The organism is Pseudogracilibacillus amylolyticus (SeqCode) (genome assembly GCF_051918545.1).
In the GTDB taxonomy this organism is placed as follows: domain Bacteria; phylum Bacillota; class Bacilli; order Bacillales; family Amphibacillaceae; genus Pseudogracilibacillus.
In genome coordinates this window covers 15,477-29,883 of record NZ_JBPPZG010000025.1, presented here as the reverse complement: position 1 = coordinate 29,883, position 14,407 = coordinate 15,477, and the positions used below count along the sequence as shown (strand labels likewise).

The 14,407-nt window shown below is 37.5% G+C and carries 10 protein-coding genes; 2 read left to right on the top strand and 8 right to left on the bottom strand.

Annotated elements, in window-relative coordinates:
• Positions 1 to 731: 731 nt before the first annotated feature.
• From ACPYKA_RS04820 to ACPYKA_RS04785, 8 genes are all read right to left on the bottom strand, one after another.
• On the bottom strand, positions 732 to 2,510 hold the full coding sequence (locus tag ACPYKA_RS04820; RefSeq protein ID WP_479541251.1) for an acyl-CoA dehydrogenase family protein: 1,779 nt from the start codon (positions 2,508 to 2,510) through the stop codon (positions 732 to 734).
• Positions 2,511 to 2,572: 62 nt separating this feature from the next.
• A complete protein-coding gene (locus tag ACPYKA_RS04815; protein ID WP_479541250.1) occupies positions 2,573 to 3,748 on the bottom strand; it encodes an acetyl-CoA C-acetyltransferase in 1,176 nt (391 codons plus the stop codon).
• 56 nt (positions 3,749 to 3,804) lie between these two features.
• Positions 3,805 to 6,204, bottom strand: a complete 2,400-nt coding sequence (locus ACPYKA_RS04810) for a 3-hydroxyacyl-CoA dehydrogenase/enoyl-CoA hydratase family protein (protein ID WP_479541249.1) — start codon at positions 6,202 to 6,204, stop codon at positions 3,805 to 3,807.
• Positions 6,205 to 6,381: 177 nt separating this feature from the next.
• Complete coding sequence (locus ACPYKA_RS04805; RefSeq protein WP_479541248.1) at positions 6,382 to 6,951, bottom strand: DJ-1/PfpI family protein; 570 nt, start codon at positions 6,949 to 6,951, stop codon at positions 6,382 to 6,384.
• 40 nt (positions 6,952 to 6,991) lie between these two features.
• A complete protein-coding gene (meaB, locus tag ACPYKA_RS04800; RefSeq protein WP_479541247.1) occupies positions 6,992 to 8,077 on the bottom strand; it encodes a methylmalonyl Co-A mutase-associated GTPase MeaB in 1,086 nt (361 codons plus the stop codon).
• On the bottom strand, positions 8,074 to 10,224 hold the full coding sequence (gene scpA, locus ACPYKA_RS04795; protein ID WP_479541246.1) for a methylmalonyl-CoA mutase: 2,151 nt from the start codon (positions 10,222 to 10,224) through the stop codon (positions 8,074 to 8,076). Before scpA ends, meaB begins: the two co-directional genes overlap by 4 nt.
• Positions 10,211 to 11,920 carry a methylmalonyl-CoA mutase family protein gene (locus tag ACPYKA_RS04790; protein ID WP_479541245.1) on the bottom strand — a complete coding sequence of 570 codons (1,710 nt, stop codon included), beginning with the start codon at positions 11,918 to 11,920 and terminating at the stop codon, positions 10,211 to 10,213. The genes scpA and ACPYKA_RS04790 overlap by 14 nt, the downstream gene beginning before the upstream one ends.
• A 153-nt stretch (positions 11,921 to 12,073) precedes the next feature.
• Entirely contained in the window at positions 12,074 to 12,280 is a 207-nt protein-coding gene (locus ACPYKA_RS04785) for a heavy-metal-associated domain-containing protein (RefSeq protein WP_479541244.1), read from the bottom strand.
• 319 nt (positions 12,281 to 12,599) lie between these two features.
• Between ACPYKA_RS04785 and ACPYKA_RS04780 the strand changes: the two genes are divergently transcribed.
• A complete protein-coding gene (locus ACPYKA_RS04780; protein ID WP_479541243.1) occupies positions 12,600 to 13,508 on the top strand; it encodes a metal ABC transporter solute-binding protein, Zn/Mn family in 909 nt (302 codons plus the stop codon).
• Positions 13,509 to 13,644: 136 nt separating this feature from the next.
• Positions 13,645 to 14,403: a metal ABC transporter ATP-binding protein gene (locus ACPYKA_RS04775; RefSeq protein ID WP_479541242.1), complete on the top strand. Its 759-nt coding sequence runs from the start codon at positions 13,645 to 13,647 to the stop codon at positions 14,401 to 14,403.
• The last annotated feature ends 4 nt before the right edge of the window (positions 14,404 to 14,407 follow it).

The window sequence follows — 14,407 nt, the reverse complement described above, 5'->3', positions numbered from 1 at the left end:
CAGCTTTTTTAATATCATACTTACTTCTCGATCCTTTAGAATCATGCTATCCCTACTTTTTTCTTTAGATTACGATAGAACATACTTTTCTGCAAATAGACAAAATTCCTTTTTTATACTCCAATAATAGGTAAAAACGCCATTTTAATTATTAGAAAACTGCACTTTAGAGTACTTTACTCACATGGAAATTTATTTTTGGCATTTATTATATATTTTTATCAGCAGGGAATTGATTCAGCGATTTAATCGATGATTCAGCGGAATCGATATTCAATTCAGCGAATTTAATCGATAATTCAGCGAGTTTTGTTTTATTTCAGCGATAACAACACTCAATTCAGCGAGTTTCATTATAATTCAGCGAATAACTAAATAATTCAGCGCAGCAAACTGATTCAGCGAATTATCCCCGGGATTCAGCGGATTTTATCGAGAATTCAGCGATAACGACACTCGATTCAGCGAGTTTCATTATAATTCAGCGAGTATCTAAATAATTCAGCGCAGCAAACTGATTCAGCGAATTATCCCCGGGATTCAGCGAGTTTCGTTGTAATTCAGCGAATATCTAAATAATTCAGCGCAGCAAACTGATTCGGCGAATTTTTCCCGGGATTCAGCGATTTGAATCGATAATTCGGCGATAACGACACTCGATTCAGCGATATCTACGAGAATTCAGCGTTACTTTAAATAAAAATAACCCCCAAGTATCGGGGGTCACAATTTTATACTACATATCTTTCGGCATCAATAATCACTTGAGCAATTTCACGTTTTTTAGCAATTACATTAATAGGTGTGTGACGCGTTAGTTTACGTAGGGAAGATAACATCATGCGGAGATTGTCTCCTTCTTCCACAGCGATTAAAATTTCTTTGGCGTCGGCTTCGATTCGATTGAATGCTTCTTGGACATATACTTCTGTATATAGAAGTTTTTGTTTATTTTTCTCTTCACCAGTTGCATTAATCGCTTTTTCTGTTCGTAAAATTGCAGATTCCATATTATACACTTCTGCAACCATATCTGCTAGATTAGCTAAAATTTCTTGTTCGTCTTCTATTTTTTGCATGTATTTTTGAGCGGCTAATCCGGCACCTAGTAAAACAATTTTCTTGGCATTTTTCACTAAATATTTCTCTTGTTCTAACGCTTCTGTTCCGACTTCTTCTGGCATCATCATGAGTAGCTCTTCTTGTAATCCTTGAGCTTTTTCCAGAAGCGGCAGTTCACCTTTTAATGCCTTTTTCAGTAAGGTTCCTGGTACTAATAAACGGTTAATCTCGTTTGTTCCTTCAAAAATTCGATTAATACGTGAATCTCGGTACATTCTTTCCACTTCATATTCCTGCATAAAGCCGTATCCGCCATGCATTTGCACCGCTTCATCGGCAACATAATCGAGTAATTCTGTACACATATATTTGTTCATGGAACATTCGATTTGGTATTCAGCAATTGCTTTTGCAACTTCACGTCCATCTTTTAATTGGTCTTCTGACAAGGAACCCATCCGTTGTTCGAATAGGCCTACTGTACGATAAACCGCACTCTCATTTGCGTAGGTTTCAGCTGCCATTGTTCCAAGTTTTTCTTGTGTTAAAGTAAAGCTTGAAATCGCACGATCAAATTGCTTTCGTTCATTTACATATTTCGTAGCTAACTCAATGCCAACTTTAGCTCCGCCAACTCCACCAATCGCTAGCTTATAGCGGCCGACATTTAAAATATTAAATGCAATAATATGGCCTCGCCCTTGTTCACCGAGTAAATTTTCCACTGGAACTTCAGCGTCCTCTAACACTAATGTACGAGTGGAAGATGCTTTTATTCCCATTTTCTTTTCTTCTGGTCCTACAGACACACCAGGATAATCGCGCTCCACGATGAATGCCGAGAAATCCTCTCCATTAATTTTGGCATAAACAACGAAAACATCAGCAAAATCGGAGTTTGTTATCCATTGTTTTTCCCCATTTAAAATATAATGAGTTCCAGCTTCATTTAATGTAGCAGTAGTTTTTGCACCAAGCGCATCGGAACCTGAACCTGGCTCGGTTAATGCATAAGCGGCAATTAATTCACCGGTTGCAAGTTTTGGTAAGTATTTTGCTTTTTGTTCATGATTACCGAAAAATACAATTGGTAATGTTCCAATTCCAACATGGGCACCGTGTGTGATAGAAAAGCCGCCTGCACGAGCAAACTTTTCTGTAATTAAGGATGAGCTCGTTTTATCTAATGCTAAACCACCATATTCTTCCGGGATATCAGCACTTAATAAGCCCAATTCTCCAGCCTTTTTTAATAGCTTAACGGAATGTTCAAATTCATGGTTCTCTAAATTATCAACTAAAGGCATTACTTCTTTTTCCACAAATTCTTCCGTCGTATTAGCAATCATCTTATGCTCATCCGTAAAATCCTCCGGTGTAATGATATCTTCGCCTTTTAAATCTTCTACTAAAAAAGCTCCACCTTTAAATAATTTTTCTTCTGTCATTGGTATACATCCTTTCATAATTTATTGATAGGAAGGGGGGAAAAACGCTCCACCCTTATTTTTTATATCAGTTCAAATACTCCAGCTGCACCCATTCCTCCACCAATACACATCGTAACAACACCAAATTGTTCATTCCTACGTTTCATCTCATGCATGATGGATAGTGTTAATTTTGTACCTGTCATTCCTAGTGGGTGACCAAGTGCAATAGCGCCACCATTTACGTTTACTTTTTCTGGATCGAGTCCAAGTGTTTTAATCACTTCAACAGATTGTGATGCAAAGGCTTCATTCAATTCAAAAATTCCAATATCGGAAAGTTCAAGCCCTGCAAGTTTTAATGCTTTAGGTACCGCTTCTACTGGACCAATTCCCATTACTTCAGGCTCTACTCCAGCGACCGCAAACGAGCGGAATTTTAATAATGGTGTCAACCCTTCAGCAACTGCTTTTTCCCGATCCATTAATAAAACTGAAGCTGCTCCATCACTCATTTGTGAGGAGTTTCCAGCTGTCACAGAACCAGTAACGGAAAACGCTGGACGTAATTTGGCAAGTACTTCCATTGTCGTACCTGGACGAACTCCTTCGTCTGTATCAAATGTAATCGTTCGCTCTTCAATTTTATTGTTTTTACCAACAAAACGTTCAGTCACTTCCACTGGTACGATTTCGTCTTTAAATTTACCTTCTTTAATCGCTTGTGCCGCTCGCTTATGGCTTTCTACTGCAAAAGCATCTTGTTCCTCTCGGGAAACGCCGTACCTGTTTGCAACTTCCTCTGCTGTATGCCCCATTGACATATAATATTCTGGTGCTTCTTCTACTAATCTAGAATTAGGTTTAATCACATGTCCTGGCATTGGAACTAGACTCATCGATTCCGCTCCACCAGCTAAAATTGTGTCACTATGTCCTAACATAATGCGTTCTGCTCCATAGGCGATTGATTGAAGTCCAGATGAACAATAACGGTTAATCGTAATTGCTGGAGTTTCTTTTTTCAATCCGGCAAGTCCAGCGATATTATTTGCTAGATTCATCCCTTGCTCCGCTTCTGGTATTGCATTTCCAAAAATAACATCATCAATATTCCCATCATAATTATCTGCACGTTTTAACGTCTCTTTAACAGTTAATGCTGCTAAATCATCCGGTCTCACATTTTTTAACGTTCCTCTCTTTGCCCTTCCAACAGGAGTTCTTGCCCCTGCAACAATGACTGCTTCCCTCAATCTAATTCCTCCTTCTTCCATCACTATGGTTTCTTCCATTAACTTCCTTGTTTTCACTAGTTTCTTAACGGTTTTCCTTTTAACAACATATGCTGCATGCGCATTTGCGTCTTTGGCTCACCGATTAAACTTAAGAAAGCTTCTCTTTCAAGGTCAAGCATCACTTGTTCATCAATTACTGTTCCTTCTTTTATCCGACCTCCTGATATTACATATGCTAATTTTTCAGCAATTTTCATATCATGTTCAGATGCGTAACCACTTAACTGCAGTTGTTTTGCCCCAAGCATCATCGCCGCATATCCTGCATCTCCAACAACAGGAATTTTTTCACGTTTAGGCGCTTTGTATCCTAACTGTGCTAGAGCTAAAACTCGTTGTTTTGCATCGTGAAGTAAATGATCTGGATTCACACTAATTCCATCGTAATTATTTAAAAAGCCATTTTCTCTTGCTTCCTCAGCTGAAGTAGAAACTTTTGCCGTAGCAACTCTTTCAAAGACAGTATTCGCTACTTTCATTAAGTCAAAATCTACTCCTTGAGGCATATCACGTAACATTTTTAAGTAGAGTTCTTTCGTTCCACCGCCTCCAGGAATTAGTCCAACGCCAACCTCTACTAAACCAATATATGATTCTGCTGACGCTTGAACGGAAGCTGCTGGTAGTGTTACCTCTGCACCGCCACCTAATGTCATATTAAAAGGTGCGGTAACGACAGGTTTCTCGGAATATTTAATTTTCAATGTCATGTTCTGAAACTGTTTCACAACCATATCCAGTTCAAAGAAATTATCATCTTGAGCTTCCATTAGCATAAGTGCTAAGTTTGCACCAACACAGAAATTTGTCCCTTGATTACCGATCACAAGACCTTCGTAATTTTTTTCCACTTCATCGACAGCGTTATTTACCATTTGCATGACGTCAAGACCAATAGAATTATTCGGTGAAGTAAATTCAAGTAGTGCTACTCCGTCTCCCAAATCTATTAAACTAGCGCCAGTATTCTTTTTGATAACTCCATTCGCACTCTTCAGTCGTTTTATATTAATTTCTTTTTTATTAAAATCTACTTGTTTGTACTCCCCATTATCATAGAAGTAAACATTGCCATTATCTTCTTTATAAAAAGTTTCATTTCCTTCATCAAGCAGTTTTTCGATCCATGAAGGTATGCTTGTTCCTTCCTTTTTCATTCGTTCAACTGATTTACGAAGCCCAATTGCATCCCAAGTTTCAAATGGCCCCATCTTCCAGCCAAATCCCCATTTCATTGCATTATCAATTTGGGTGATATCATCAGCTATTTCCCCTAAAAGCTCCGCTGAATATAGTAAGGTAGGTTTAAATATATTCCATAAAAAGTCACTTGCTTTATCACCAGGTTGGGAAATAAGTGCTTTCAACTTATTTTTGGTGCCTTTTTGCTGTTTTGCCATTTCAACAGCTGCGGTTTTTAGCTTTTTACGTTCCTCGTATTCCATTGTTTCTGGATTTAATTGTAAGATAGTGCTTCCATCTTTACCTTTTTGTTTCAAATAAAAACCTTGTTTCGCTTTAGCACCAATCCAACCTTTTTCATTCATCTCCTGCATGAAGGATGGAATTTCAAAAACTGCTTTTTCTTCCCCCTCCACTTGATCATAGACAGTTTTGGCAACGTGGATAAATGTATCTAATCCTACGACATCCAATGTGCGGAAAGTTGCACTCTTAGGTCTTCCGATCAATGGGCCAGTTATCGAGTCGACTTCCCCAACAGATAAGCCCGCTTTTATCATTTCATGAACAGTGACCTGAAGTCCATATGTTCCAATTCTATTTGCAATAAAATTAGGTGTATCTTTAGCTTCAACTACTCCCTTCCCCAAAACATTCTCACTAAACTCTTTCATAAAAGAAACAACTTCATCATCCGTATGTTTTGTTGGAATGATTTCTAATAATTTCAAATATCTTGGCGGGTTAAAAAAATGAGTTCCTAGAAAATGTTTTTTCATGTCATCTGAACAATCTTCTATCATTCTTTCAACTGAAATGCCAGATGTATTGGAACTGACAATTGTTCCTTCTTTTCGAAATTTATCTACTTGGGCAAAAACTTGCTTCTTTACAGCTAAATTTTCAACGACTACCTCAACAATCCAGTCTACATCTGCTAATTTCTCTAAATCATCTTCCAAGTTACCGACTTCAATTAGATCAAGGCTCTTTTTCGATGTTATTGGGGAAGGTTTCTGTTTTAATAACGCTTGTTTATTGCTACTAACAATCCGATTTCGTACAGATTTATCTTCCAATGTTAAACCTTGTTTTTTCTCCGTTTCCGTTAAATCTCTTGGCACTACATCTAGCATCAAGGTAGGAATTCCTATATTCGCTAAATGAGCAGCTATTCCAGATCCCATCACTCCTGATCCAAGTACTGCAGCACGTTTTATTACTCGACTCATTTACATAATCCTCCTAACATCATTGTTTGAATGAATCCTCATTCACTATTGGTTAAATAAAAAAAGTGTTTCTGTTACTATCATAGACTAAATAAATTATTTTGGCAACGTTTTCATATAGAAAAATAAAAAAAATCGAGTATTAATTGAATTTCTACCCGATTCTACTAATCTTTATTAACTATTTTCACCTTTACAAAACGAATAAAGAGCATTCGATTGTTGCTTATTTCTAAAAAGATGGAGCATTTCTCCGACTGCTATCGCTAACTCGGCAAATGCAGTTGGTTTTGCAGTTATGACAAGTTGGTCTTTTTCTAACGGGGTGCCCGTATAGATCGATTCTTCAAAAAGTTTTCGATTCATTTTATACGTCTCTAATCGACAAGTAAATCTTTTTCCTTTAAGAATCCCTACCCGTGCTAAAAACGCTGCTGCCCCACATATCGTTGCAATGGGGATATTGGAAGTATGGGCTCGTTTTAATGTTTCTTTCATTACTGTTTCTTCTAATAATTGTGGTATCCCATCTCCACCTGGAATAAGAATAAGGTCATACTCTACTAGTTTAATTTCAGATAAAGAGGTGTCTACCATTGTTTTCAAACTTCCAATACTTTCTACTGCTTCTCCATCAAGTGAAGCGGTCGTTACTTTTACTTCTCCCAATTTTTTAAGCAAGAATAATGTATGAGCAATTTGAAAGTCAGCATATTCCGGGTAAACAATGACCAGCACTTTTTTCATTTGTTACACCCTCCATACCTAGATATACGATTTTGGCAATTTAATTATTCTTACTAAATAATTGTTCTACCGCGGAAGCAATCGTTAATTTTCCTTCTCCAATTTGCTGCTCAAGCTCCGATACCTGTTCCTTTTTCCCTTTCTTGCTAAAAAAGTGTTCAACGAGATAGTCGTGGATCGTATCATGGAACCAACTTTTTGTTTGCTCCTGTCTTCTTTCTTGCCAGTAATTACTTTTTTCCATTTTACTTTTGAATTCCGTAATTATTTCCCACACTTTATCATGGCCGGTTTTCTCTAACGAAGAAACAGGAATTGCAGTAGCTTCCCAACCAGGTGTTGCCGGCTGTAGAAAATGCAAAATCTGTTTATATTCACGAACAGTACGTTTCGCTAAACGTACATTGTCACCATCAGCTTTATGAACAATGATCAAATCTGTTATTTCCATGATCCCTTTTTTCATACCTTGAAGATCATCGCCCGCACCAGTTAGTGCAAGGAGCATGAAAAAGTCCACCATATTTCGGACTGCTGTTTCACTTTGCCCAACCCCAACTGTTTCAACTAAAATTACATCATAACCGGCCGCTTCACATAATAGCATCGTTTCCCTCGTTTTCCGATGCACACCACCTAATGTTCCGGAAGTTGGAGATGGCCTAATATAAGCATTTGGATGACTAGACAAATTTTCCATTCTCGTTTTATCCCCTAAAATACTTCCACCCGTAACCGAGGAACTAGGGTCAATCGCGAGCACAGCAACTTTATAGCCTAGCTCACATAACATTAAACCAAACGTCTCTATAAACGTACTTTTTCCAGCTCCCGGAACCCCACTTATCCCAATTCGGATACTTTTCCCTGTATGAGGGAGCGCCTTTTGCAGTAGTGCTTGTGCATATGTTTGATCTTCACGACGAACACTTTCAATTAGAGTGATCGCGCGGGCAAGGTCAAGCGTCGAACCACTAATTATCTTTTCATATAAAGCATCAATTTGAACCGTTTCTTTTTTCTTCACAAACCGACGTCGCTTTGTTCGTTTTGTACCGTCATGGGAACTTGTAATTCCCCCCATGACGTTTAATGCAGTTTCTTCTTCGTCTTTGTTATTTGTCATTCTTCCACTTCCTCATAACCAAGACTTTTATAAATTTCTTCAATAATTTTTTGTGCTGCTACAGGGATTACCGTACCTGGACCAAAAATTCCAACTGCGCCACTTTTACGTAGATGTTCATAGTCTTGAGCCGGGATAACACCACCAACGATAATTAAAATATCTTCCCGCCCGAGTTTTTGAAGTTCCGCTTTTAATTGTGGGACAAGTGTTTTATGTCCGGCAGCAAGTGAACTAACACCGACAACATGAACATCATTTTCCACTGCTTGGGCAGCTGTTTCGGCTGGTGTTTGGAAAAGTGGACCGATATCCACATCAAAACCAAGGTCTGCATAAGATGAAGCAACAACTTTTGCTCCTCTGTCATGCCCGTCCTGTCCCATTTTCGCTATTAAAATTCGTGGGCGTCTCCCTTCATTTTCTAAAAATTCTTCCGTCATTCTTCTTACTTCTGCAATTTCTTCTTGATTTGAGAAGTTTGAACTGTATACACCACTCACGGATTGAATCACCGCCTTATGACGTCCAGAAACTTTTTCGATTGCGTCACTGATTTCACCAATCGTTGCCCTAGCTCTCGCTGCATCAACTGTACATGCTAATAAGTTTTCATTTCCAGTTCTGGCCGCTTCTGTTAATCGATTCAGCAGTTTCTCTACTTCCGCTTCATCCCTAGTTGCTTTCATTTTTTCAATTCGTTCAATTTGCTTTTCCCGGACGACTGTATTATCGATATCTAAAATATCAATCGGCTCTTCTTCATCTAATTGATATTTATTCATGCCAATAATCGTTTCGGCTTGTGAATCAATTTGTGCTTGCCTTTTCGCAGCAGCTTCTTCAATTTTCAGTTTAGGTAGACCCGTTTCTATCGCTTTTGCCATTCCACCTAAATCTTCAATTTCTTCAATATGCTCCCAAGCCCGTTTCATTAATTCATCCGTTAATTTTTCCACATAATACGAACCACCCCACGGATCCGCAACATTTGTCATAAGCGTTTCTTCTTGTAAAAATAGCTGTGTATTACGTGCAATTCGTGCGGAAAAATCAGTCGGTAGGGCAATCGCTTCATCTAATGCATTTGTGTGCAGACTCTGCGTATGTCCCATCGCAGCAGCATTCGCCTCAATTAACGTTCTTGTTACATTATTGAAAGGATCTTGTTCGGTTAAACTCCAGCCTGAAGTTTGCGAATGTGTCCGAAGTGCAAGCGATTTTGGATTTTTTGGTGCAAATGTTTTTATCATTTGTGCCCACATTCTTCTAGCTGCTCTCATCTTCGCAACTTCCATAAAATAGTTTTTGCCGATCGCCCAGAAAAACGATAATCTTGGTGCAAAAGAATCAATGTCGATTCCAGCTTTCAGCCCAGTTCGAACATATTCGAGCCCATCAGCTAATGTATAAGCTAGTTCAATATCATTCGTCGCTCCCGCTTCTTGCATATGGTAACCAGAAATTGAAATCGAGTTAAACTTCGGCATATATTTTGACGTATATTCAAAAATATCCGCTATTATTTTCATCGACATTTCAGGTGGGAAAATATACGTATTCCTAACCATATATTCTTTTAAAATATCATTTTGGATCGTCCCGGCTAGCTTCTCAGGTGAGACGCCTTGTTCTTCAGCGGCAATAATATAAAATGCCATAACAGGTAAAACCGCACCATTCATCGTCATCGAAACAGACATCTCATCGAGTGGGATACCGTCAAATAATATTTTCATATCTTCAACCGAATCAATCGCTACTCCGGCTTTCCCCACGTCACCCCGAACCCTTTCATGATCCGAATCATATCCACGGTGGGTCGCCAAGTCAAATGCAACAGACAATCCTTTTTGTCCCATTGCTAGATTTCGCCTGTAAAATGCATTACTTTCTTCAGCAGTTGAAAAACCTGCATACTGTCTTACTGTCCAAGGTCTAGTCACATACATTGTCGGATATGGACCTCTCGTATTTGGTGCAATTCCCGGATAATCGTTTAAATGTTCTAACCCTTCTACATCTTCTGCTTGATACACATTTTTTATGGCAATTCCTTCATTCGTTTCTATCGCTTTTTCCACTGTAATATTTGCTGAATTTTCTACTTGTAATGGTTTAATTTTGTTAAAATCAGGCTTCTTCATTTTTCAGCCTCCCGTCCCAACGCTTCTGTATCTTTTCTAATTTTGCCAACTGGTCTTGCCCTTGATATATAAAACCAGATATACCCGCACGCTTCCATGCTTTTTCCAGTTTCTCATCATATGTACCTGCTACATCTATCCACTTTTCTCCTGGAAAATCTCGAATCAGTTTTTCCATTACAGTCTCGGTTTCCTTTGGAGGAATGCAAATGATCCCATAATCAAATTCATTCGCCTTTATCCAGGTAATTGCTTCTTCTACATTGTTAAAAGCTGGACTCATTTCCGTTTTAATTCCTGCAGTTGCTAAGAAACCTGTCACGAAATCCGCACGGGCTTTAAAATCTTTCAACTGTCCAAACGTAAGTAATACTGTTTTAGGTTGGCTATTTGCAAATTGATTTCGCAATTTTTCATATGGTTCTGCTAATCTTCTTTCAACCTCGATAGGTCCTACATCTTCTGGAACTATCTCCGTTACATCGGCATAATTATTTGTACCAATTAAAGATTTCTTGCGATAACTAACAAGTTTCATTCGTGCCTCATACAATTGGTCTAATTTTTCATCTAATACCCCACTTGAAACATATGCAGAAAATCCTCCGAGACGTTCGATTTCTTGAAAATATGCCCACGCTTTTTCGATCATTTCATTTGTTAACATATCAATAAAATACGAACCTCCCGATGGATCGAGCACATATTGGACAAGCGTCTCTTCTTTTATAACGAGCTGAATATTACGTGCATTTCGTACGGAGGATGGGGTTATGTCTGTTAACACATTATGAGGATGAATCGTTAATACATCCGTTCCACCTAGCACAGCCGAAAAAGCTTCATTTCCAGCGCGAAGTAAATTTACATAAGGATCTAATTTGGAATATGTACGTAACGAAGCTTCCGAAACAATCGGCACCCGGCTTGGTTTTTCATATCCGTAAGCTTGAGCAAATGTTTGCCATAAAACACGAAATGCTCTAAGTTTTGCAATTTCCATAAAAAAGTGCGTGTCAATCGCAAAACGAACGGAAAATTGATTAAAAAACTGCGTAAACGAATTAAAATTCTGTGCTTCTTCTGCAGCGATCGCCAGTGTAATAGCAAGTTCCGTGATGTTATCAGCACCACGTTCATGATAAGGAATTGTATTAGCAGAAATTCTCCGAAGTAAATGATATCCTTCTGGTAAAATCGCACTTCCTGTAAAAATACCTGTTACATTTTTTCTATTTTTTTCATCAATAAATGAAAATAGTTTTGTCAATTCATCCTGCTCGTCTACATCAAAAGCATATAAAGGATAAATTTGGACTAATTTCGCTAATTCTTTTAAATCATTTTCTTTCCATATTATGGGACGTTTTCCATTATAAACAATAGCTTCGTTACCTTTATCCAGAGATTCTTTTATTTCCCGTAAAAATTGTTTGGAATTGGTTTCATAAGATTGTTGGGCAATCGTCCAGTCAGGACTTTCGATTCCTCCACGAATAGTTTGAAGCATTGTGTCATGTAACTCATTTTCTATCGCAAACTTTTCTTTCGTATAAAGCGGTTGAATATCGATCCCTTCAAGCGTTTTCGTAACCAATTTTTCAAAAGGAAGTCCACGCAGAGATTTAGTCGCAATCTCCCGCCATTCTTCCTCCGTAACCGCTTTAAAAGATGTCGTTTTCATTTCAGTAACCATGAAAATATCCCTCCAGTCCTACATTTAGTATATCATTCCATGTATAGTGATTCCATTGGAGCTTAAAGCAATAATACACGGCTCAGTGACACGTTTATTTCATTTAACCTTACAAATATGCCTCTGACGTACAATTTATTGCATTTTAAATTATTAACGAATGACATCATACCCTTGTTCTTCAATTTTGTTACAGATTGTATTTAAATCAATAACGGACTGATCGTATCTTATCGTTACTTTCTCACTATCTAGATGAACTTCTACATGTTCGACCCCATTTACACCATCAAGAGCATCCTTTACCGATTTTACACAGTTTTCACAACTCATGCCTTTTACCTCTAGAACTACATTCATATAACGCACTCCTTATTGATTCAATTGTTCCTCATTTAATCAAATTCTATCATGTTTTTTGCTAAAATAACGATTAATTTTATGGTTTCTAACTATTTGGTTGATACACTAATATTAAATTTTTTACTTTATCTTAGTTAATCATACAGTTTTATGCAAATTGTTTTTCTTAAGATTGAATGCTTTTATTTATTATCAAATTTAAAAGGTAATGATAGTTGATTTGAAATCGTATACTGTTATTAATCGTAATCATTCCTGTTTACAAATCGTAACCATTACGATATACTGTTAACATTCTATTTAGGAGGGAATTTTTTTGAAAGGTAAGGTATTATTAGGACTCTTGCTCTTTATATTATTAACAGCTTGTAATTCAACAAATGAAACTCGTGACGATCAATTACTGATTTATACATCCATTTATCCAATTCAATATATAGCTGAAGAAATTACTGGTGATGAAGCAGTTGTTAAATCAATCTATCCTCCGGGAGTTGATGCCCATACGTATGAACCTACTTCAAAAGAAATTACGGAGATTGCAAATGGTGATGCGTTTATCTATTTAGGTGCTGGTATGGAAAGTTTTGCAGAAACCGCGGCTGACGCCCTACAGTCCCAGGATATACTTTTTATAGAAATTGGAAAACATGAACAATTATTTGCGGAAGATGAACATGATGACCACAGCCATGATCACGGTGACCATGATCCGCATATATGGTTAGATCCGCTCCGTATGATCGAAATTGGTGAAATTATTAAGGACGAGCTTGTTTCGTTACACCCTGAGAATGAAGACGAATATATAGCTAATTTTGAAGCATTAAAGAAAGACTTAACTATATTAGATGAAGAATTTACTGCAACACTTGAGCAAAAGGATAATAAACAGATTCTTGTTTCTCACGCAGCTTATGGGTATTGGGAAGAACGGTACGGGATCGAACAAATTCCAATTAGTGGCTTATCTTCTAGTGATGAACCTTCTCAAAAGGATTTAGCCGAGATTGCCCGCCTTGCTGAAAATGAAGATTTAACCTATGTTATTTTTGAACAAACAGGATCAAATCGTTTAGCATCTATTATTCAAGAATATATTCATGCAGAGGGATTGACCATTCATAACTTAGAAGTATTGACTGAAGATGATATTGCAGAAAATGAAAATTACCTCTCTTTAATGGAGAAAAATTTAGAAGTGCTTGATCAAGCAACAAAATAACTTGTGACCGTGGTTATTTTGTAAATTTCGTGGGGAACGGGTTCCCCTGTGGTTATTTCGGAATTCCCGTGGTTAAACGCCAAACTTCGTTGTTAAATTACAAACTACCTGGATAAAAGTAAAGGAGGGAAACAAATTGTCAGATTCTGTTATCAGGCTAGAAAATATCTATTATTCTTATGGAGAGAAGACTGTTTTACGAGATGTTAATCTTGATATTAAACGTGGAATGTTTATGGGGTTGGTCGGTCCAAATGGTGGGGGAAAGACTACTTTAATAAAAATAATTTTAGGTTTATTAAAACCGGATCATGGGTCTATCTATTTACTAGATGAACCAATTGAAGCGTTTAAAGATTGGAACCGGATTGGTTTTGTGTCCCAAAAAGCAAATACGTTCAACAAGGGCTTCCCGGCAACTGTATTCGAGGTTGTCGCAATGGGATTAACGGCTAAAGTTGGCTATTTTAAATTTATGAGAAAAAATCATAAAGAAAAAGTGTTGCAGGCTATTGATCAAGTTGGTATGGGAGAATATGCTTATCAAAACATCGGAAACCTTTCTGGTGGACAACAACAACGTGTTTTTATTGCACGTGCGCTTGTGAGTGAACCGAAGTTATTAATTTTGGATGAACCGACTGTCGGAATAGATTACCGTAATGTCGAGCGTTTTTATGAATTGCTTCATGAATTAAATGTGAAACAAAATATTACAATGTTACTTGTTACCCATGATACAGGTGCAATGACAAAATATGCTACAAATATCGTTTGTTTGAATCAAACACTGCATTTCCATGGAAAGTCAGAAGAATATTCTGCTCTATCAGCAGAATACTTATCAGAAATTTACGGTCATCCGGTACAAGTAATTGTACATGACCATGATTAAAAGG